Below are 21399 nucleotides of genomic sequence, written 5' to 3'. Positions count from 1 at the left end.
GACCACGAGTCGGGAGGGCCCTCGCTGTGTGCGCCCGCGCTCAGGGGCGGGTGAGCTCCTCGAGCACCTCGACCACATGCCGATACGGTCGCCCTGTGGCACGTGTCATCCCGATCTCGCAGGTGCGGTTGGCCGACACGAACGCATCGAAGTCGCCGCGCGTGCTCTCGGCCTCCGCGATCTCCGCCGACTCCTGAGCGGTCGCGCTGGCCGTGAGCTCGGGGTGCAGCATGCCGCGGTCCCCGGCGAAGGCGCAGCAGCCCCACCCCTCGGGGACGAACACGTCGTCGGCGACGGCTCCGGCGATCGCGGTCAGCGCCCCGGTCGCCCCGAGCGCCGTCGTGGAACAGGTCGGATGCACCGCGATGGTGGGCAGCTTCGCCGTGACGGTCAGCTTCGGCAGCACCTCGCGGGCCACGAAGGTCGTGGCGTCCTCGATACGCAGCCCGGCGTACCGGGGGTTCTTCGCGACCGACTGTGCGAGCATCACGTCCAGGCCCTCGGTGCAGGACGCCGCATCGCACACCACGGGAAGCTCGCCGTGCCGGCTCGCGACCCACAACGACTCCAGGACCCGGTCCGACATGCGTGCGTATCCGTCGAGATGGCCCTTCGACTTCCACGGTGTGCCGCAGCAGAGTCCGCCGTTCTCCTCGGGGATCACGACGGGGATCCCCGCCCGGTCGAGCAGTGCACGCAGGGCATCCCGAGATCCCTCGCCCTCGCCCTCCGCACCGAACATCGTCCCGATGCAGGCGCCGAAGAAGACGGCCTGCGCATCGGTCGGCGACTCCGGGCGCGGGGGCTTCGAGCCGCCGTGGGGGAGCCCGCCGTCGTAGAGGGGCACGGTGTCGGTGCCGAGGACCGCGCGGCCGAGCTGCGTGACGCCGCGCACGAGCGGAGCGGGGAGGGCATCGGCGACGGTGAGCGCGACCCCTCCGGCCCGGGTGACCGTGCCCCAGTGCTTCGCGGCCACGCCCCACACCGCGCCTTCGATCGCGTTCGACTGCTCCGCACGAAGCCGACGCACGAGGTCGCCGGTGTTGATGTCGACCGGACAGGCCACGCCGCACATGCCGTCGACCGCACACGTCTGGACGCCGTCGTAGTCGTAGTCCTTCTGCAGGTCGCGCAGCAGCTCGGTGTCGCCCTGCTCCTCGGCCCACGCCATGTCGCGGCGGATCACGATGCGCTGTCGAGGCGTGAGGGTGATGCTCTTGCTCGGACAGGTCGGTTCGCAGTACCCGCATTCGACGCAGCGGTCGACCTCGCCCTCGACCGTCGGCACCCGCTTGAGGTCATGCAGGTAGGAGTCCGGGTCGTCGGAGAGGACCACCCCCGGATTCAGGATGCCGTCGGGGTCGAGGAGGCCCTTGATCTCCCACATCATGTCGGTGAGCTCGTCACCGTACTGGCGGCGTACGAACGGCGCCATGATGCGCCCGGTCCCGTGCTCGGCCTTCAGCGATCCCTGCTGGGACAGCACGAGGTCCACCAGATCATCGGTGAAGCGCCGATAGCGCGCGATGCTGTCGGCATCGTCGAAACGCTCGTTGAGGAGGAAGTGGACGTTGCCGTCCTTGGCGTGCCCGAAGATCACCGAGCCCTCGTACCCGTGCGCGGCGAACAGCTCGATGAGTCGCTCGCACGTGTGGAGAAGACGCGGCACCGGCACCACGATGTCCTCGAGGAGAGCCGTCGTTCCCGAGGCGCGGGCGCCGGCGACCGCGGTGTAGAGACCTTTGCGCACGTGCCACAGTGAAGCGCGTTCTCCGGAGTCCGTGGTGAGGCGCGGTGCCACGGCGAGCGGCAGTGCCTCGAAATGCGCCTGTGCCGTCGCACTCGCCTCCCTGAGCGCATCGTCGTCGGAGGCGTGCACCTCCACCAGGAGAGCGGCGTGCCCCTGCACCTCGATCTCCGCGATCGATGCCGGGACGTCGCTCAACCCCTGCGCGACCCGGAGGGAGGCGGCGTCCATGAGCTCGATGGTGGCGAGTCCGAGTCGGGTGAGGTCGGGAAGTGCCGTCATCGCGGCGGACAGCGTCTCGAACACGAGCAGCCCCGTCGCGATCGACGGGCGTACCTCGATCGTGCGGAAGCGGGCCTCGGCAACGAAGGCGAGTGTGCCCTCGGAGCCGATGATGAGGTGCTCCAGGATGCGCACGGGGTCATCGAAGTCGAGGAGCGCGTTCAGCCCGTAACCCATGGTGTTCTTCATGGAGAACTGCTGGCGCAGGAAGGCGACGCGCTCGGGCGAGGCGAGCAGACGTGCCCGCAGATCGAGCAGGCCCTCGGCGATCGCGGGTTCCGCGGCGTGCAGCAGTTCGTTCGCATCCGGACGGCCGGTGTCGAGGATCGTTCCGCTCGGGAGCACGATCGTCATCGACTCGATCGTCCGGTATGAGTTCTCGGTGATGCCGCAGGCCATTCCACTGGAGTTGTTCGCGACGACTCCGCCGATCGTGCAGGCGATCTCGCTGGCGGGGTCGGGGCCGAGCTTGCGGCGATAGCGCGTGAGTCTGGTGTTGACCTGGCGCACGGTGGCGCCGGGGCCGACGCGCACGGTCGCGCCGTCGTCTTCCACGCGGATCTCGCGGAAGCTGCTGCGGGTGTCGACGAGGATGTCCCCGCTCACGCTCTGCCCGGAGAGGCTGGTGCCCCCGGAGCGGAACGTCATCGTGCGGCCGGCGGCGCGAACGGCTCCGAAGGCGCGTGCCACCCCTTCGGCATCCGCGGGGGAGAGCACCGCATCCGGGATCAGCAGGTAGTGGGAGGCGTCGTGGGCGCGGGCGAAGCGGTCGATGGAGCGCGAATGGACCTGAGTCGCGGGGCCCAGCAGGGCGGGGTCCAGCGGTTCGGCGAGGGTGGTCGGCACGGTGCTCCTCTGCTCCGTCGGAAGGTGATCAACGAGATTGTCAGACAAGTGTACCGAGCGTGCGGCGCTTCGATAGGCTGACCCACATGACCACCACTTCGGACGCACCGCTGGGGATCGTCGGCGTCGTGGATGCCGTCACCGCCCAGCTGCGCGGTCGTATCCTCGGCGGCGAGATCCGCTCGGGGGATCCAATCACGGAAGCGGCCGTGTCGCAGACCTTCGGAGTTGCGCGTCCCAGCGCGAAAGCGGCGATCGAACAGCTCGTCGCCAGTGGCCTGCTCGTGCGCACCGCGCATCGAAGCGCGCGTGTGGTCGGGATCGACCCCGCGACAGTGCGTGACGTCTACCGCACCAGGGCCCGACTCGAGAGCGCGGCGCTTCGCGAGCTCGCGAAGACCAGCACCGTGCCGAGCGCGGCGCGCGATGCGAATGCGGAGATCCTCGCGATGCCCCCGGGTCCCGACCCGGCGACCGTGAACCCCGATCTGCGGTTCCACACCGCCATCATCGATGCACTCGACAGCGAACGCACCGGGCGCATGTACCGCAGCGTGCTCGACGAAGTGCGGCTGTGCATGGCGCAGGTGCAGGGGCGCCGGCTTCTCGACGCCTCGGTGATCGCGTCGCAGCATGCCGAGATCCTCGACGCGGTCGCTTCAGGCGACGGAGAACGGGCAGCGGCTCTTCTCGACGCGCACCTGTCGTCGGCCGAGCAGCGGCTGGTGGAGGCACTCGACGCGGAGTAGCGTCGAGCGGGCCGTCACTCCGCCGGAGCTTCCTCGACCACGATCGGGGCTTCGGCCGGATCAGCCCACACCGGTGCGGGGAGCATGGTGTCGGTCTGGCCTGCCTGGATCGATCGCAGCGCCTCGGTGATCTGCTCGTCGTTCTCGGGGACGGGAAGGTCGCAGGCGCGCAGTTCCGAAGCGAACTGCAGGGTCAGCCGGATCTTGCCCGCCTCGACGGCCTGTGCGGTCGTGCCGGTGCGGATCTCGCTCCCGGTCTGGATCGCCGGGACGTCATCGCAGACGTGGTAGACCTTGCCGCCGTCGACCCAGACCACCTCGTCCTTGCCCAGGAGCTGGATCACGGCCGACTGGTCGGCCGTGTACTGCTCGACGGACGCCGGAGCGAAGTCGACGCCGATGAAGACGGCCAGGGCCGCGAGGACGACGCCGACGATTCCAGCCGTGGTCTTCTGGCCCTTGTCCATGTCCTTGTTGAGGAAGATCAGGATGACCAGCGGGAGGAACGCCACGACTGCGACGATCGCACCGAGCTGGTTCTGTACGAAGAACCGCGTCTTGTCCGCCCTGAGCGCGGGGTCGAGGCGGTTGGCCTTCTTCCACAGCACCGAGCCGGTGATGGACAGGGCCGCGATCACGACGAGCAGCACGAGGAGCGTGATGAACGCCCACTGCGGGAACGTCGCGGTGACACCCTGCTCCTCGAGCAGGCCGGTGTCGGGGTTGCGGACGAGGGTGCCGTCTTCGCCGACGAACACACGCTGGCGCAGGAGCCAGAAGATGCCGACGCCTTCGCCGATGATCGCGACAGCCCAGAGGATGGCGGCGATCCAGCGGAAGCGCGTCGCCTTGGCCTTGGCTTCGGGGGTGGGGACCCAACCGGCAGGCGGTTCGGTCGCCGTGCTCTTCGCGGACTGGGCGACGCGGGCGTCGCTGTTCCCGGTCTCGGCGTTCTCGCTCGCAGCCACGGTGTTCCCTTCCCCTCCGGTGCCCGCCGTTCCGGCTCAAGGCAACCCCGATCCTAGTGGACCGGGTGTCCTACGCTGGGGACATGACTTCCGATTCCGACGACGCGCTCAGCTGGGACGGCGACGAGGCCTCGACACCGAAGGATCGCGCGCTTCCGCACGGCTGGAACGCCGTCGGCAAGGGCAGCGACGACGTCGGGACGATCGAGGACGACGGCACCGTCACACCGGCGACCGACGACGAGCCCTCGGGGCTGAGCACCCCGATGCTGCTGCTCGTCGGTGTCGTCGGCGGCGTCTACCTCCTCTACACGATCGGCTGGATCGTCGGAGGGCTCCGGTTGCAGCCGCTGGCATCCTTCCTCGTCTCCGACGTGATGTTCCTGCCGTGGTTCTTCCTCGCGATCGCTGCGCCCGCGCTGTGGTTCCTGGCGACCTGGGTGCTCACACGGGGGAGTGCGGCCTGGATCCGCGTCGCCGTGCTGTTCGCGGGGGTCGTGCTCCTCGTCCCCTGGCCCTTCGTCACCGTGGGGGTGATCGGATCATGACCACGTCGTCGAACGAAGCGCAGGCATCCGCGGATTCTCCGCGTTGGCTCGTCGGGCTCGTCATCGGCCTGGCAGGACTCTTCTACGCCTACGCGGTCTGGAATGCCGTCGCGCACCTCATCACGATGGCCCAGACCGGACTGAGTGGCGGCGGGTGGGCGACGCTGCTGTTCGGCGTCGCCTTCCCCGCGATCGTGTTCGTCTTCGCCTATGTGATCGGCCGGCGGCGCCGTGTCGGCGAACTGGCGCTCGTGTTCCTCGCCGGACTCGGCGTCGTCGCGGTGTTCTGGATGAGTCTGATCGCGCTGAGCCTCACGATGCCCAGCGCGTGAGCGGCCTGCCGTGCCGCGTCACACGGCACGGAGGGCTGCGTCTGCTCCGGTAGAGTTGACGCGATCGCGCCCCCATGGTGTGCGGCGCATCGGCCCCTGCCGCGCTGCCCCGAAGGATCCACTGTGCCGAAGCCTGTCGTGCTTATCGCCGAAGTACTCTCTCCCGCCACGATCGACGCTCTCGGTCCCGACTTCGACGTCCGTGACGTCGACGGCACCGACCGCGAGGCGCTGTTCGCGGCGCTCGCGGATGCCGATGCCGTGCTGGTCCGCTCGGCGACGCGCATCGATGAGGAAGCGCTGGGGCACGCCCCGAAGCTGAAGGTGGTCGCCCGCGCCGGAGTGGGCCTCGACAACGTCGACATCAAGGCGGCCACGGCTGCCGGCGTCATGGTCGTCAACGCGCCGACCTCGAACATCGTCTCCGCCGCCGAGCTCACGGTGGGCCACATCCTGAGCCTCGCCCGCCGCATCCCGGCGGCGCATGCCTCACTGTCTGCCGGTGCCTGGAAGCGCAGCTCCTTCACCGGCGCCGAGCTGTTCGAGAAGACGGTCGGCATCGTCGGTCTCGGCCGCATCGGCGCCCTCGTCGCCGCGCGCCTCGCGGCTTTCGACATGCGGGTCGTCGCCTACGACCCCTATGTCACGTCTGCCCGCGCACAGCAGCTCGGCGTGCAGCTGCTCTCGCTCGACGAGCTCGTGGCGGAGTCGGACTTCCTGACGATCCACATGCCGAAGACGCCGGAGACGACCGGCATGATCGGTGCCGAGCAGTTCGCGGCCATGAAGCCGACCGCCTTCGTGGTCAACGTCGCACGCGGTGGGCTGATCGACGAGGAGGCGCTGCACGCGGCCCTCGTCGCGGGCGAGATCGCGGGTGCCGGACTCGACGTGTTCACCTCCGAGCCCCCGGCAGAGGGAGGCACCGCGCGGCCGCTCCTCGACCTGCCCAACGTCGTGGTCACCCCTCACCTCGGTGCCAGCACCGAAGAGGCACAGGAGAAGGCCGGCGTCTCGGTCGCCCGCTCCGTGCGCCTCGCGCTCGGCGGCGACCTCGTCCCCGACGCGGTGAACGTCGCGGGTGGCGTCATCGATCCCTACGTGCGTCCCGGCATCTCGCTCGTCGAGAAGCTCGGCCAGATCTTCGCGGCACTCGCGACGTCGCCGCTCACCAGCCTCGATGTCGAGGTGCACGGAGAGCTGAACGACTACGACGTCAGCGTGCTCAAGCTCGCTGCGCTCAAGGGCGTTTTCACGAACATCGTCAGCGAGACGGTCTCTTACGTCAACGCGCCGCTCCTCGCCGAACAGCGGGGAATCGCGGTGCGTCTGCTCAAGGATGACGTCAGCGACGAGTACCGCAACGTCATCACCCTCGCGGGCGCGTTGTCCGACGGCTCGCAGCTCTCGGTGTCCGGCACGCTCACCGGTCCGAAGCAGACCGAGAAGCTCGTCGGCATCAACGACCACCGGCTCGAGCTGCCGATCGAGAAGCACCATGTCGTGATGCTCTACACCGACCGCCCCGGCATCGTCGCCGTGTACGGCCAGAAGTTCGGGGAGGCCGGCATCAACATCGCCGGCATGCAGATCGCCCGTCAGGCCGCCGGGGCCCAGGCGCTCAGCGTGCTGACCCTGGACTCGCCGGTCTCGGACGAACTGCTCGACGACGTGCGCGACGCGATCGACGCCGACCTCTTCCGTCAGATCGAGATCACCGAGGTCTGATCGCACAGGTCTGGCTGCACCGGTGCCAGTGCGCAAGTGCAGAAGAGGGCGGGAGCGTGATGCTCCCGCCCTCTTCTCATCTCTCGGCGGGTCAGGCCGTGGCTCTGAGGACGAGGGCGATCAGCTCGGCGAGTTCGTCGCTGCGGGGGACGAGCCGCTCGGGGCCGTGCACGTCTAGCGAGTTGTTGAAGTAGAGCCCGTCGCTCACGAGCATCACGAGGTCGAGGCTCGCATTGTCGCGCACATGCGGGCGGATCGTCTCCGCCCAGCGTCGTCGCGTGTCGCGGAGCATGTCGGCGGCAGGGATCGATCCGCCCTGGGCCAGCCGCGTCGTGGCGATCAGCACGCGATCGAGGGCGTCGTCCTCCATGACCGAGGTGCGCACGTAGTAGGCGACCGGCCCCTCGTCGGCTGCGGTCATGCGTTCGAGGTCGAGCGTCGTGAGCCGGTCGAGCCGCTCGACGAGCCCTGCCTCCAGTTCATCCTTCGACCCGAAGTGGTAGAGGAGGCCACCCTTGGAGACGCCGGCCGCCTTCGCGGTCGCATCGAGCGTCGCTGCACGTTCGCCGTCTTCGATGAGGATCGCTTCGAAGGCGTCGAGCACCTTCTCGCGGGCGAGGGGAGGTCGGGGCATCGTGGATCCTCTGCACAGGGGAGGGGCGGGAATTCTGTTACTATACCATCTGGACGGTTCACTAACCGTGCCGTCATGATTCTGAGAGGTGTTCCATGAACCGTACTGCGTCGATCCCGACGACAGAGACGGACGCTCCCCGCGTCGGAGCCCGCGGCTGGGCGGCACTCGTCGTCCTCATGCTGCCGGTGCTGCTGGTGTCGGTGGACAACACGGTGCTGAGCTTCGCGCTCCCCGAGATCTCGATCGCGCTCGCTCCCACGGGGGCGGAGCAGCTGTGGATCATCGACGTGTACCCCCTGGTGCTCGCCGGCCTCCTGGTCACGATGGGGACGCTGGGCGACCGTTTCGGGCGCCGGAAGATGCTGCTGATCGGTGCGACCGGCTTCGCCGCCGTCTCCGCACTGGCCGCCTTCGCGCCCACTGCCGGGCTGCTGATCGCCGCCCGGGCGCTCCTCGGCTTCTTCGGCGCCATGCTGATGCCGTCGACCCTTTCCCTCCTGCGCTCGATCTTCCAGAATCGCGATCAGCGCCGCATGGCGATCGCCGTGTGGGCGTCGGCGTTCTCCGCGGGCTCCGCGCTCGGACCGATCGTCGGCGGCTTTCTCCTCGAGCACTTCGCATGGGGTTCGGTCTTCCTCATCGCCGTGCCCGTGTTGATCCCGCTGCTCGTCGCCGCGCCGCTGCTGGTGCCCGAGAGCCGCGACCCGAACCCCGGGCGCATCGATCTGATCAGCATCGCGCTGTCGATGGCGACGATGATCCCGGTCGTCTACGCGATCAAGTCGCTGGCCGTCGACGGGCCGAGTCTCAAGGCCGGAGCCTGGGCGCTGCTCGGCTTCGTGATGGGCTACCTGTTCGTCCGTCGCCAGCTGCGTGCCAAGACGCCGATGCTCGACATGGCGCTCTTCCGTCGGGGCTCCTTCTCCGGTGCGATCCTGGTCAACCTGCTGAGCGTCGTGGCTCTGGTCGGTTTCCTCTATTTCGTCTCGCAGCACCTGCAGCTCGTCCTCGGGCTGTCCCCGATGATGGCCGGGCTCGCGCTCGTGCCCGGAATGCTCGCGATGATCGTGGCCGGACTCTCGGTCGTCCCGATCTCCCGTCGTATCCCGCCGCACATCGTGATCCCCGTCGGGCTCGCGTTCTCCGTGGCCGGCTACCTGATCGTGGCGTTCACGACGCACGAGCACGGCGTCCTGCCGCTGGTCGTCGCATTCGTGGTGCTCGGCATCGGCATCGGTGCCGCCGAGACGATCTCCAACGAACTGATCCTCTCCAGCGCCCCCGCCGCGAAGGCGGGAGCGGCGAGTGCGGTCTCCGAGACCGCCTATGAACTCGGTGCGGTGCTCGGCACCGCGGTGCTCGGTGGCATCATCACGGCCTTCTACCGCGGGGCTCTCGTGCTTCCGGAGGGCCTGCCGGCAGACGTGGCGCACGCGGCGGGGGAGACTCTCGCCGGGGCCTACACGGCGGCGCAGGCGCTGCCGGGCCAGCTCGGCACCGCGCTGTGGGAGGCAGCGGCGGCCGCATTCGGCTCCGGGGTGATGGTGACCTCGCTGATCGGCGCTGGTCTCGTCGTCGTCGCGGGCGTGATCGCCGCCGTCACACTGCGCAAAGCCCCCACGCACTGACCAGTACGCTGGGAGGACCGGCTCGCTCGCCCTGCGGTGAGCCCGAGCCGGTCCATCCCCGTGCAGTGCGCAAGGAGTCTCATGTCGCGTGTCGTGAAGCTGGCCGTCATCCCCGGAGACGGCATCGGTCCCGAGGTCATCGCCGAAGCGGAGAAGGTGCTCGACGCCGTCACCGCCGACAGCGGTGTGGTCTTCGACAAGACCCGTTTCTCGCTCGGCGCCGGACGCTTCCTCGAGACCGGCGACACCCTCACGGACGATGACCTCGCCGCGATCTCCGCGAACGATGCGATCCTGCTCGGCGCGGTCGGCGGCACCCCGGGCGACCCGCGCCTCAAGGACGCCAACATCGAGCGGGGCCTGCTGCTGAAGCTGCGTTTCACCCTCGACCACTACGTGAACCTGCGGCCGTCGAAGCTGTTCGTCGGTGCCTCGGGCCCGTTGGCCGAGCCCGGCGACATCGACTTCGTCGTGGTGCGTGAAGGCACCGAGGGGCCGTACGTCGGCAACGGCGGGGCCATCCGCAAGGGCACCCCGCAGGAGGTCGCGAACGAGACCTCGGTGAACACCGCCTTCGGCGTCGAGCGCGTCGTGCGCTACGCGTTCGACCTCGCCGAGCGTCGTCATAAGAAGGTCACGCTGGTGCACAAGACCAACGTGCTCGTGCACGCCGGTGCCATCTGGCAGCGCGTCGTGAACGAGGTGGCGGCCGAGCACCCCGACGTCGAGGTCGACTACCTGCACGTCGACGCCGCCACGATCTTCCTGGTCACCGACCCCTCGCGCTTCGACGTGATCGTCACCGACAACCTGTTCGGCGACATCCTCACCGACCTCGCGGGCGCGGTCACGGGTGGCATCGGCCTCGCCGCCTCGGGGAACATCAACCCCGACGGCGCGTTCCCGTCGATGTTCGAGCCGGTCCACGGCTCAGCGCCCGACATCGCCGGACAGCAGAAAGCCGACCCGACGGCGGCGATCCTCTCGATCGCGCTGCTGCTCGACCACCTCGGACTCACCGAGGAATCCGCACGGGTCGGTGCCGCGGTCGAGGCGGACATCGCGGCACGGACGGTGGCTCGCACCACGGCGGAGATCGGCTCCGCGATCACTGCACGCCTCTGACTGCAGGCGTAGGCTGAACGGGCGCGAGGATGCGCCCACCCACGAGGAATGGATGATGAGATGACGACCATCGATGCCGAGGCGACCGTGGCTCCCCTGGAGTTCGCCGTCACGAAGAACCTGACCGCTGCGTCTCCCGCACGGCTCGCCGAGGTGCTGGAGAATCCGGGCTTCGGCGTGGTCTTCACCGATCACATGGTCGACATCTGCTGGTCCGCCAAGGGCGGCTGGCACCGTCCTCGCGTGCAGCCGTACGGTCCGATCCCGCTCGACCCCGCGGCATCGGTGCTGCACTACGCGCAGGAGATCTTCGAGGGTATCAAGGCCTACCGTCACGCGGACGGTTCGATCCACACGTTCCGCCCCGACCGCAATGCTGCGCGTCTGCAGGCCAGCGCTCGTCGTCTCGCTCTGCCGGAGCTGCCGACCGAGTACTTCATCCAGTCGCTGCGCGAGCTCATCGCCGTGGATGGCCGCTGGGTTCCGGACGGCGCTGACCAGAGCCTGTACCTGCGCCCGTTCATGTTCGCGAAGGAGGCGTTCCTCGGCGTGCGCGCCGCGCAGAAGGTCGCCTACTACGTGATCGCGAGCCCCGCAGGCGCCTACTTCTCCGGCGGGGTGAAGCCGGTGCGCATCTGGCTCTCCGAGGAGTACGCCCGCGCCGGCAAGGGCGGAACCGGCAAGGCCAAGACCGGAGGCAACTATGCCTCGAGCCTGCTCGCACAGAGCGAGGCGAGCGCGAAGGGGTGCGACCAGGTCGTGTTCCTCAACGAGAAGCGCGATGTCGAGGAGCTCGGCGGCATGAACGTCGTCTTCGTCTTCAAGGACGGACGTGTGGTCACCCCCGAGTCGGACAGCATCCTCGAGGGCATCACGCGTGACTCGCTCCTGCAGCTGGCGGAAGACCGCGGCTACACGGTCGAGAAGCGCCCGATCTCGATCGACGAGTGGCGCGAAGGCGTGGCCTCCGGCGACATCGTCGAGGTGTTCGCGTGCGGCACCGCCGCGGTCGTCACCCCGATCGGCGCACTCGTCGGAGACGGGTTCGACGAACCGCAGCCGCTGGGCGAGCTCGCACTCTCGCTGCGTGAGGAGCTCACGGACATCCAGTACGGCCGCCGCGAGGACAAGCACGGCTGGCTTCTGCGCCTCGACGCCTGACCGCGCGGACGATACCCGCGCCCACCACCGAGACCCACGCCTGCCGCCTGCGCACGTGTGGGTCTCGGTGTCTGCGGTGCGTCTCGGCGGGGTGGGACGCCTCGCTAGGCTGGATCCCATGAAGATCGCCCGGTTCAGCCACGACGAAGCCATCATGTACGGGATCATCGACGAGCGTGAGCTCGTCGTGCTCGCCGGAGACCCGATGTTCACCGGGTACGAGACCACCGGCGCCCGTGTGCCGCTCGCGGACGCCGCGCTGCTCGCTCCGGTGATCCCGCGGTCGAAGGTCGTCTGCGTGGGCAAGAACTATCACGACCACGCGGCCGAGATGGGGGGAGAGGCTCCCGAGGAACCGCTGCTGTTCCTCAAACCGAACACCGCGGTGATCGGACCTGGTGACGCGATCGTGCGTCCGCCCCTCTCCGATCGCACCGAGTACGAGGGTGAGCTCGTCGTGGTCATCGGCAAGATCGCCAAGAACGTGAAGGCCGAGAACGCGCTCGACTACGTGCTGGGCTACACGATCGGCAACGACGTGACCGCGCGCGATCTGCAGCGCAAGGACGGACAGTGGGCGCGCGCGAAGGGCTTCGACACGTTCTGCCCGCTCGGACCCGTGATCGAGACCGACTTCGATCCCGCGACCGCCACGATCGAGACGCGGGTGAACGGCGAGGTGCGCCAGCACGCTCCGCTCACCGACATGATCCACTCGGTACCGGCGATCATCGAGTACGCCTCGGCCGTGTTCACCCTGCTCCCGGGTGATGTCATCATGACGGGCACGCCGGCGGGCGTCGGAACCTTCGGCGCAGGAGACGTCGTCGAGGTCGAGATCACGGGGCTGGGCATCCTTCGCAACACCGCGCGGGACGCCGCACCCGCGTCATGACCGATGTGGCCCTGACGGCGGCGCAGCAGACGGCGGTCCAGCGACGCACCGTGCTGGTGCTGTCGCTCGGGCAGGTGCTCGGCGGCATCGCCTTCGGTGCCACGGTGTCGCTCGGAGCGCTCCTGGCGGCGGACATCTCGGGGAACGACGCGCTCTCCGGTCTGGCGACCGCCTCGGTCACGCTCGGAGCGGCGGCGTGCGCGATCCCGCTGGCCCGCCTCGCCGCTCGTGTCGGTCGGCGTCGTGCGCTCACGCTCGGCAACCTGTTCGCACTGGTCGGCATCGCGGTCGTCATCCTCGCCGCCTCCCTGCGCATCTTCCCGCTGCTGCTCGCCGGCATCCTCATGATCGGCGCGGGCAACGCGGGAAACCTGCAGTCTCGCTTTGCCGCGACGGATCTCGCCGACCCGCAGCACCGTGGCCGGGATCTGTCGATCGTCGTCTGGTCGACGACGATCGGAGGGGTTGCCGGGCCCCTCCTGCTGGGACCGGGAGAGATCGTCGGGCAGGCGGTCGGGATGCCTCCGCAGACGGGTTCCTATCTGTTCTCGTTCGTTGCGCAGTGCGCGGCACTCCTGCTCTACATCGTCGCGCTGCGCCCTGATCCGCTTCTCGCGGCGCAGCGGCTCGCCACGGCGTCGGCGGCTGCCGCCGGAGCGGTGGCAGTGGACCGGCCGCGGGTGGCGCGCTATGCGATCTTCGCGATCGCGGGGTCTCACGTGGTGATGGCGTCGGTCATGGCCATGACCCCGGTGCACCTGTCGCACATGGCGCACGGCGCCGGAGGCATGGCGGCGACCCCGGCGGATGTCTCGGCTCTGGTGGGGATCACGATCGCCCTGCACGTGGGCGGGATGTACGCCCTGTCGCCGGTCTTCGGTGTGCTCGCCGACAGGTGGGGCCGACTCAAGGTCGTGCTGCTCGGCCAGGTGCTGCTCGCCGGTGCTCTGGCGTTCGCCGTGTTCACGGGTACCGAGGCCTGGGGTGTCATGGTCGCGCTCATCCTGCTGGGGCTGGGGTGGAGCGCGGCGACGGTCGCCGGGGCGGCGCTGCTCACCGAGGCCTCCGCGCCCGAGCTCCGCACGCGCAGACAGGGTCGCAGCGATTCGCTCATGAGCCTCTCGGCTGCGGCCGGCTCGGTGCTGGCCGGAGTAGTGCTGTCGAACTTCCAGTACTCGGGACTCGGGATCGCAGCCTTCATCCTGGTCGTCGCGATCGTGGCGCTGTCTCCGCTGGCTCGCGCGGGAGCACGGTGAAGGACTGGTCCGGGGTCGGCGAAGCGTACTCCGCCTCCTACTCGGCGCTGTGCGCCGGGACCTTCGTCGCGATGCGGGAGGCTCTGGGCGAGCCGCACGGCCGCAGCCTGGTCGACGTAGGCGCCGGAGACGGCACCCTGGCTGCGATGTGGACCGCCGAGGGATGGACGGTGACCGCGTGCGAGCCGGAGTCGACCATGCGCGCGGTCTCGCGTCGCCGGCATCCTCGGATCGACACCATCGACGGCACCTTGCCGGCGCTTCCGTTCGCAGACGGCGCGTTCGACGTCGCCATCGCGAACTTCGTGTTGAATCACGTCCCGTCACCGCGTTCGGCCGCCGCAGAGCTGCGACGGGTCAGCCGGGGTGCGGTCGTGGCGACGACCTGGACGCTCTCTCCCTCGTGGTTCTGGGCCGAGATCACCGAGCGTGCCGGTATCGCGCCCTTCGCGGGGCCGAGGCTCCCGGATGACGAGGACTTCGAGCGCACGGCCGACGGGTTCGGGCGGATGCTGCAGGAGGCCGGGCTACAGCGCGTAGAGGTCACCGAGCTCGACTGGACCTGGAGCGCGAATCCGCGAGCCCTCTGGCGGTCTGTCGAAGGGGGAGTGGCCGGTGCCGGTGCGCTCTACGCCGGTCTCGACGAGGTCGACCGGCAGCGGTTTCGGATCGCTTTCGACCATATGGTCGACGAGCGGAGTGCGAACGGCTTCCTACCGCTGGCGCATCGTGCCGCGGTCGCCGTGAGCGCCGCTCGCTGAGCGCTTCGATCCTCCAGCGGTGCGGTCACCCGTCCCCGTAGAATCGAAGGGCTATGGCTACCCCTCACCCCCTCACCACGACTGTCAGTGGTGCCGACGTCCGCGTCCGCTTCTGCCCCTCACCGACCGGTCTGCCGCACGTCGGCATGGTCCGCACGGCTCTCTACAACTGGGCCTACGCCCGACACAACGGCGGGAAGATGGTGTTCCGCATCGAGGACACCGACGCCGCCCGTGACAGCGAGGAGAGCTTCCGCCAACTGGTCGACGCGCTCACCTGGCTCAAGATCGACTGGGACGAGGGCGTCGAGGTCGGCGGACCGCATGCGCCCTACCGGCAGTCGGAGCGTCACGACATCTATCGCGAGGTGATCGACAAGCTCATCGCGACGGGCGCCCTCTACGAGAGCTACTCGACGGCCGAGGAGATCGACGCGCGCAACGAGGCCGCAGGCCGCGCCACGCAGCTCGGCTATGACAACTTCGACCGCGACCTCACCGACGAGCAGAAGGCGGCCTTCCGGGCCGAGGGTCGACAGCCCGCTCTGCGCCTGCGCGTGCCGGACGAGGACGTCACGTACGTCGACCTGATCCGTGGCGAGGTCACCTTCCCCGCCGGTTCATTCCCCGACTTCGTGGTCGTGCGTCCGAACGGCGTGCCCCTGTACACGTTCGTGAACCCGGTCGACGACGCACTGATGGGCATCACGCACGTCCTGCGCGGTGAGGATCTAATGCCGTCGACCGCGCGCCAGCTCTCGCTGTACGCGGCTCTCATCGATGCGGGCGTCACGACGTTCGTGCCGCGATTCGCCCACATGCCGCTGGTGCTGGGGGAGACGGGCAACAAGAAGCTCTCCAAGCGCGACCCGCAGGCCGATCTGTTCCTGCACCGCGACCGCGGCTTCATCCCTGAGGGACTGCTGAACTATCTCGCGCTCCTCGGCTGGTCGATCGGCCCCGACCGCGACGTGTTCTCGCTCGACGAGTTCACCGCGGCATTCGACATCGTCAACGTCAACCCGAACCCGGCCCGCTTCGACCAGAAGAAGGCCGAATCGATCAACGGCGACCACATCCGGATGCTGGGGGAGAAGGACTTCGCCGAGCGGACGATCCCGTACCTCGCCGCGGCCGGGCTCTTCGATGAGCCCACACATGAGCAGTTGGTGACGGCGTTCCGCGTGGCGCCTCTCGTGCAGGAGCGCGTGCAGCTGTTGGGCGAGGTCCCCGGGATGGTGGGCTTCCTCTTCACCGACGAGGTCTCATACGCCGAGGACGCGCTCAAGGGACTGCCGGCGAATGCTGCCGAGGTGCTCGATGCCTGCGTCGTCGCTCTCGAGCCGCTGGAGGAGTTCACGCCCGAGAAGATCCAGGAGGCTCTGGCCGCGGAGCTGGTGGACAAGCTCGAGCTCAAGCCGCGCATCGCCTACGGCCCTCCGCGTGTGGCGATCACCGGCCGCCGGATCTCGCCGCCGCTGTTCGAGTCGATGGAGCTGCTGGGTAAGGACGAGTCGCTGCGTCGTCTGCGTTCCCTGTCGGCGTTCCTCGCGAACTGAGTCGCGACGCGCCCGGGCGGCGGCGCACGGCACCGGTTTTGGTGTTCCGCCGCCGCTCGGGTAGGCTTGATTCTCGGTGCGAGGCTCCGGTTTCGCCCTTGGGGTATGGTGTAATTGGCAACACGACGGTTTCTGGTTCCGTTATTCTTGGTTCGAGTCCAGGTACCCCAGCAAGATGAAAACCCCCGCTCAGGCGGGGGTTTCTTCGTTAGGTGATGCGTCGGAGTCGTCCGCCGCGAGAATGACGCGTTCGGCGGCGGCCCCCGGCCATCCGTGTCAGCACGGAAAGCAGGGGGCCTTCGCCATCGGTCGTCAGGCCGCGCGGCGGCGCAGGCGGGCCAGCCACGCGCCAGCCCCCAGCAGGGTGGCAGCCAATCCCGCCCACACCCAGAGGATCGCCACGTCTGCTCCGGTCGTCGCGAGCGGAGCAGCGGAGCCGTCGGTTCCAGGTTTCGCCACGGTGCCGTCTCCGCGTCCCGTGCCGCCGTTCCCGGTGCCGCCCTCGCCGGGCGTGCCGCCCTCGCCGGGGGTGCCGGTGTCGGCCGTGGCGAAGTCGATCGAGGCGAGCACGCGGCTCTCGACGCCTGTCAGCACCAGTTCCGCACCTTCGATGGCGAAGCTGTCGACGCCGCTGACCGTGACCGTTGAACCCGCGATCCCGAAACCGGCAGCCGGCGTGAGCGTCAGGCGCACCTGGCCGCCGCGATCCGCAACGCCCTCTGCGGGCGAAACGGTGCCGCCGCGCACCTCGGTGCGATAGCTGAAGCGCACGGCCTGGGCCTCCACCGCGTCGACGGCGGCCTTCAGCGACTCGAAGCTCGTCCGCAGCTGTGCCTTCGTCGGTGCGACGGCGGCGACTGTCGCGACCGTACCATCGGTCGAGCCATCCCGCGCTCCCGGAGATCCCGCGAGCAGAGCCGCACTGTGGGCTGTCGCCGCGGCGAGAGCATCGCCGAGCGTCTCATCGAAGACGCGTCCGTTCGCCGCCTCGATCTCGTTGACGTTCATCAGCTCGGTCGCGTATTCGACGGCCTGGGCGAGTGCGGCAGTCTCTGTGGTCGAATCATCGGCGGCGAAGAGGGCGGCGACCTCGGTCGTGGACAGAGCCGTGTCCCACATCCGCAGGTCGTCCATGTCGAGACCGATGCCGTAGCTCTTGCTCCCGTCGACGCCCACGAGCATGTTCAGGCCGCTGGTCATGCTCCCGATCCCCGCGATGCTCGTCTCCCTCGCCAGCATGCCGTCCATGTAGGTGCTCGCGATGTTGCGCGTGCGGTCGACGGTCACGGTCATGTGGTGCCAGGAGCCGCGGTACTCGCCGACGTCGCCGGTCGCATAGACGCCGTCGGTGCCGTCGCCGAGCGTGAACTCGAGCTTGCCGGTGTTCGTGCCCTCCGGGGCGAGGTTGATGCCGGAGCGGTACCAGTTCGCCCAGTTCTTGTTGCTGATGATCGCACCGTACCCGTCGACGCCGGTGACCTTGGTCCAGAAGCTGATCGTGAGGTCCTTATCCGTGCCGAGGTCGAATTCGGGGCGGGAGCCGAGATCGACGTAGCTGCCCTCGCCTCCGCCGATCCGCACCGCTGTTCCGGAGGCCCCCGGGCGATCGGTCGCGATGTAGGAGACCGAGCCGACCGGCTTCGCCGTGGGCTCGGATGCCGCATGCGTTCCGGTGTCACCGAGGTCGCCCTCGAAGGCGAGATGCAGGAACTCGCCGTCCGGTGCGGGTGCCGGGGTCTCGGGGAAATCGGGGAAGACGAGCTCGCCGGCCGTGCGCACGAGGCCGGTGAGCGGCTCCGACGCGTTCTGGAAGTCGTCGTACCCGGTAACCGTGACGGTGTAGTTCTTCGCCGGTTTCAGACCGCGGACGTCGAAGCCCATCGTGTTCGGGGTCATGTAGAACCGCGAGTACGCCTTGAACGATCCGGTGACGGACTTTGACGCGTTCTTGCCGAAGTCCGGCACCTGGTTCGCCGTGTACGCGACCGGGTTGCCGGCCTGATCACGGATCTCGACTTCGTAGTAGTTCACGAGCTCGTCGTCCTTGGCCTGGTCGAAGCGCAGCGTGAGGGACTCCTCGGCGACGTCCGTCGCGGTGATTGCCGCGGCATCCCACCAGGGTGCGATCTTGCTGCGCTGATCGGCCGTGTAGCTGAACCCGCTCTTGCCTTTGGTCGTGTCGACCACCCAGGGCATGCCGACCCAGCGCTGATGGGTGACGTCGAATCGACGGATGACGGTGGAGCCGTCGGTGAGCACGGAGATGAAGTTCGCGTACTTCTGCGACACCCCGGCAGCAGGGTCTCCCTGATTGCCCCCGAAGTAGCCGCCGCCGAGGAAGTCGCTCGGCACGTCCTGGTAGATGTAGTTCATCGAGGCGTTCTCGTAGACCGTGAAGTCTTTCTGGAAGATGCTCGTCTCCGGGTTCGAGGAGAAGTGCGTGTGCGCCGAGCCGAGCATCACCTGCGGATAGGACGCGAGGATCCGCTGCAGGTCGGGACCTGCCATGTCGTAGTCGGCGTGGAAGGGCCCCCCGAGCGACGTGCCCGCGTAGCCGCTGTGGATCGAGACGAAGATCGGCTTGGCGGGGTCGTAGTCGGGCTTCGCAGCGATGTCCTGCAGCGTGGTGGTGAGGAAGGCCTGGTAACCGGTGCGCTGCCCGCCGTAGCCGAACGTGCTGGTGCCGTTGTAGTCGAGACCGATGAAGTCGATGCCCTCGATGGTCGTGTGGAAGTTGCTCACGTATGCGCTGTCGGCGTTCGGGTAGTGCCACGCGGGCGCGTCGGCCGGTGCATTCTTCCGCGCGGAGTCGAAGGTCGTGCCCATCAGATCGGCGATGTCGTGGTTGCCCTGGGTGAGCAGGACCTGCGACTCGGGGAAACTCTCGCGCATGACCCGTTCGACCGCGCGATACCAGCCGGCGACCTTCTCGCTGTCGCCGGCGAGGTGGGCGGAGTACTCCGGGTCGTTCGCGCCGACGACATCGCCGTTGTCGACCACGACGCGCGGGTCGAAGCCCTTGGCGTCCGCCCAGGAGCGGAGGGCCTGGAAGTGCGGCTTCGCGCCCTCGTAGGCCACCTGCTCGGATGTCTTGTCCGCCGTGGCGGCGCCCCCGAGCTCGGTATCGGACATCGTGATGAACTCGAGTGTGGCGTCGGCGCCGTTGTAGGCGTCGTTCGCGGCGTCGATGCGCTGTTGCGTCATCGGTTCCACGGCAGACGAAGAGGTCGGGATGGCCGTCGGCGCGACCGCCGCCGCCGGGAGAACGGGGACCAGGAGCGTGAGCGCCGTCGTGGCCGCGATCATCCCTCCACCGAGTGCGCGGCGTAGGGCCGCCTGCGGACGGGGGCGTGTCGTCTTCGGGCGATCAGGGGTCAGCATGGGGTTCCTCGCAGGTGTCGTCGGGGTTCGGAAGGCGGTCGAGAAGTGTGGGGACGTCAGGGAAGCGCGGGCAGGGAGGGCATCAGTGAAGCGACCCAGGGTGCCGTCACGGCGCGGAAGTCGGGGATGCAGGCCGTCGTGCCGCTCGCCTCCCTCCGGTCGGCCCGGACCTGCACGACGCGGCATCCGGCAGCGACGGCAGCACGCACGCCGACCTCGGAGTCCTCGAACACCAGGCACGCGGCCGGATCGACGTCGAGCAGGCCGGTCGCCCGCAGATAGGGTTCTGGGCTCGGCTTCGTGCGTCGCACATCGTCCGCGGTCACGACGACGTCGAATACACCGAGGCTCACGTTCTCGGCGACCGCATCGACCCATGCCCTGGTCGAGCTGGTCACGAGACCGATCCGGGTTCCCTCGCGCCGCAGGTGCGCGAGTGCTTCCTCGGCACCGGCGACCCATTCCAGACGCCCCGCGAAGGAATCGATCGTGACGAGCTCCAGCTCCGCCGCGAGCGCGCTCGCACTCGCACGCGTACTCCCGAGCCCGATCAGAGCGTGGGCGGCATCGATGCCGGACAGCCCTTCGAACCCGGCGAGCTGCGCCGACGACACCGTTGTGCCGAGGTGTGCGAGGTGGGCGCTGATCACGTCGAGCCACGCCCGTTCACTGTCGACGAGTGTGCCGTCGAGGTCGAAGAGCACGGCGGCGGGTCGAGCCGCGGCGGGCCGCGCGGGGGTGGAACGAGGGGAGGCGGAGCGATCAGAGGCGGAGCGATCAGAAGCGGAGCGATCGGAAGCGGGCGTCGACGAGGTCACGGGACGATTACCCCGCTCCGTGGTGTGCACGGGGCGGCGTGCAGATGAACGACGTCTGAACGATAGCCGCCGGCGGTCGCGCAGCGGGGGACAACTGTGAACTGCTGTCCTGATCGCGCGATCGACGGTATCGCGGCTCACCTAGTCTGAGACGGTGCTACCGGCGACCCCGCGCTCCCATCGCGAGATCATGAGCGATCTGATGACCAGGATCATCGATGGGGAGTTCTCTCCGGGCTCCCGTCTTCCATCGGAGACGAAGTTGAGTCTGCATTACGGCTCGACCCGTGGCACGATCCGACGGGCTCTCGCGGGTCTCGAGGACCGAGGGCTGGTATCCCCGGTTCAAGGCGCGGGCTGGACCGTTCGTTCGGGCCGACAGAGTCAGTCGTTCGAAGAGCTGCGTTCGTTCGCGCAGTGGGCGCGGTCCAAGGGGCTGGCGCCGGGCGGGCAGGTGCGTCGCAAGGAGTTCGGGGAGGCGACCGCGGCGGAGGCGCGTCGCCTGTGGGTGAGCCCGCGGACGCGTGTGCTGCGCGTGACCAGGACGCGTAGCATCGACGGCCGCGACGTGATGCTGGAGCGCACCAGCTACCCGGACTGGATCGCCGATCGGCTGGCCTCGATCGCCGATGACGAGGCCTCCGTCGTCGAGGCGCTCTCGCGTGACTTCGGGATCGTGACCGCGTTCGCCGAGCACGCCATCGATGCCGTCCCCGTGTCCAGCGCCGACGCCGAGCTGCTCGGCGTGCGTCGGGCGAGCGCGCTGCTGCGGGTGCGCCGCGTGAGCTACACCGCGGCAGGCGAGCCGATCGAGTACGGCGAGGACCGCTACCTGCCCGACACCGTCACGTTCCTCGTCACGGCATCGCGGGAGAGCACACCCCTCACGCGCACCGAGTTCTCGCGGTAGCGGATCAGCTCGCGTCGTCACCCCGCGTCGCGTCCGGCGATGTCGAGGGCGCCGAGTAATGTGAATAC

General features: G+C 68.8%; 17 protein-coding genes and 1 tRNA gene. 13 read left to right on the top strand and 5 right to left on the bottom strand.

Features of this window, described 5'->3' with window-relative positions:
- Positions 1–40: 40 nt before the first annotated feature.
- A complete protein-coding gene (locus GZ64_RS0106010) occupies positions 41–2875 on the bottom strand; it encodes an FAD-binding and (Fe-S)-binding domain-containing protein (protein WP_029265501.1) in 2835 nt (944 codons plus the stop codon).
- A gap of 86 nt (positions 2876–2961) precedes the next feature.
- Between GZ64_RS0106010 and GZ64_RS0106005 the strand changes: the two genes are divergently transcribed.
- The gene (locus GZ64_RS0106005; RefSeq protein WP_029265500.1) at positions 2962–3624 is read left to right on the top strand and encodes a GntR family transcriptional regulator; all 663 of its coding nucleotides are present in this window, start codon (positions 2962–2964) and stop codon (positions 3622–3624) included.
- A gap of 14 nt (positions 3625–3638) precedes the next feature.
- Here the strand turns inward: GZ64_RS0106005 and GZ64_RS0106000 are convergent, their stop codons facing one another.
- Positions 3639–4592, bottom strand: coding sequence for a hypothetical protein (locus GZ64_RS0106000; RefSeq protein ID WP_029265499.1), 954 nt, complete (start codon positions 4590–4592; stop codon positions 3639–3641).
- 83 nt (positions 4593–4675) lie between these two features.
- On the opposite strand from GZ64_RS0106000, the gene GZ64_RS0105995 reads away from it, so the two are divergent.
- The 3 genes from GZ64_RS0105995 to serA all read left to right on the top strand — a co-directional run bounded on the left by GZ64_RS0105995 (position 4676) and on the right by serA (position 7200).
- The gene (locus GZ64_RS0105995; RefSeq protein WP_021200389.1) at positions 4676–5140 is read left to right on the top strand and encodes a hypothetical protein; all 465 of its coding nucleotides are present in this window, start codon (positions 4676–4678) and stop codon (positions 5138–5140) included.
- Positions 5137–5472: a hypothetical protein gene (locus GZ64_RS0105990; RefSeq protein ID WP_029265498.1), complete on the top strand. Its 336-nt coding sequence runs from the start codon at positions 5137–5139 to the stop codon at positions 5470–5472. The genes GZ64_RS0105995 and GZ64_RS0105990 overlap by 4 nt, the downstream gene beginning before the upstream one ends.
- Positions 5473–5595: 123 nt before the next feature.
- Positions 5596–7200: a phosphoglycerate dehydrogenase gene (gene serA / locus GZ64_RS0105985; RefSeq protein ID WP_029259053.1), complete on the top strand. Its 1605-nt coding sequence runs from the start codon at positions 5596–5598 to the stop codon at positions 7198–7200.
- A 91-nt stretch (positions 7201–7291) separates the two neighbouring features.
- Here serA and GZ64_RS0105980 read toward each other — a convergent pair whose 3' ends face one another.
- A complete protein-coding gene (locus GZ64_RS0105980; RefSeq protein WP_021200392.1) occupies positions 7292–7834 on the bottom strand; it encodes a TetR/AcrR family transcriptional regulator in 543 nt (180 codons plus the stop codon).
- Between the two features lie 95 nt (positions 7835–7929).
- On the opposite strand from GZ64_RS0105980, the gene GZ64_RS0105975 reads away from it, so the two are divergent.
- The 8 genes from GZ64_RS0105975 to GZ64_RS0105940 all read left to right on the top strand — a co-directional run bounded on the left by GZ64_RS0105975 (position 7930) and on the right by GZ64_RS0105940 (position 16393).
- Positions 7930–9465 carry an MFS transporter gene (locus GZ64_RS0105975; RefSeq protein ID WP_021200393.1) on the top strand — a complete coding sequence of 512 codons (1536 nt, stop codon included), beginning with the start codon at positions 7930–7932 and terminating at the stop codon, positions 9463–9465.
- An 81-nt stretch (positions 9466–9546) separates the two neighbouring features.
- Positions 9547–10590, top strand: a complete 1044-nt coding sequence (locus tag GZ64_RS0105970; protein ID WP_021200394.1) for a 3-isopropylmalate dehydrogenase — start codon at positions 9547–9549, stop codon at positions 10588–10590.
- A gap of 60 nt (positions 10591–10650) precedes the next feature.
- Positions 10651–11751, top strand: a complete 1101-nt coding sequence (locus GZ64_RS0105965; RefSeq protein WP_029265497.1) for a branched-chain amino acid aminotransferase — start codon at positions 10651–10653, stop codon at positions 11749–11751.
- Between the two features lie 118 nt (positions 11752–11869).
- Positions 11870–12646: a fumarylacetoacetate hydrolase family protein gene (locus tag GZ64_RS0105960; protein WP_029259056.1), complete on the top strand. Its 777-nt coding sequence runs from the start codon at positions 11870–11872 to the stop codon at positions 12644–12646.
- The gene (locus tag GZ64_RS0105955; RefSeq protein WP_029265495.1) at positions 12643–13902 is read left to right on the top strand and encodes an MFS transporter; all 1260 of its coding nucleotides are present in this window, start codon (positions 12643–12645) and stop codon (positions 13900–13902) included. Before GZ64_RS0105960 ends, GZ64_RS0105955 begins: the two co-directional genes overlap by 4 nt.
- The gene (locus GZ64_RS0105950; RefSeq protein ID WP_029265494.1) at positions 13899–14663 is read left to right on the top strand and encodes a class I SAM-dependent methyltransferase; all 765 of its coding nucleotides are present in this window, start codon (positions 13899–13901) and stop codon (positions 14661–14663) included. The genes GZ64_RS0105955 and GZ64_RS0105950 overlap by 4 nt, the downstream gene beginning before the upstream one ends.
- Positions 14664–14716: 53 nt before the next feature.
- Positions 14717–16222 (top strand): glutamate--tRNA ligase, encoded by a 1506-nt coding sequence (gene gltX, locus GZ64_RS0105945; RefSeq protein ID WP_029265493.1) that lies wholly within the window; start codon positions 14717–14719, stop codon positions 16220–16222.
- A gap of 99 nt (positions 16223–16321) precedes the next feature.
- Positions 16322–16393 (top strand) — tRNA-Gln (locus GZ64_RS0105940).
- Between the two features lie 141 nt (positions 16394–16534).
- On the opposite strand, the gene GZ64_RS0105935 is transcribed toward GZ64_RS0105940, so the two are convergent.
- Both GZ64_RS0105935 and GZ64_RS0105930 read right to left on the bottom strand, forming a co-directional pair.
- Positions 16535–19603 carry a LamG domain-containing protein gene (locus tag GZ64_RS0105935; RefSeq protein ID WP_029265492.1) on the bottom strand — a complete coding sequence of 1023 codons (3069 nt, stop codon included), beginning with the start codon at positions 19601–19603 and terminating at the stop codon, positions 16535–16537.
- A 56-nt stretch (positions 19604–19659) separates the two neighbouring features.
- A complete protein-coding gene (locus GZ64_RS0105930; protein ID WP_036331098.1) occupies positions 19660–20307 on the bottom strand; it encodes an HAD family hydrolase in 648 nt (215 codons plus the stop codon).
- A gap of 304 nt (positions 20308–20611) precedes the next feature.
- Here GZ64_RS0105930 and GZ64_RS0105925 point away from each other — a divergent pair, with 304 nt between their 5' ends.
- A complete protein-coding gene (locus tag GZ64_RS0105925) occupies positions 20612–21331 on the top strand; it encodes a GntR family transcriptional regulator (RefSeq protein WP_029265489.1) in 720 nt (239 codons plus the stop codon).
- The last annotated feature ends 68 nt before the right edge of the window (positions 21332–21399 follow it).

Source organism: Microbacterium sp. Cr-K32, assembly GCF_000708345.1.
GTDB classification, from domain to species: domain Bacteria; phylum Actinomycetota; class Actinomycetes; order Actinomycetales; family Microbacteriaceae; genus Microbacterium; species Microbacterium maritypicum_A.
This window is presented reverse-complemented; position numbering and strand designations above follow the sequence as displayed.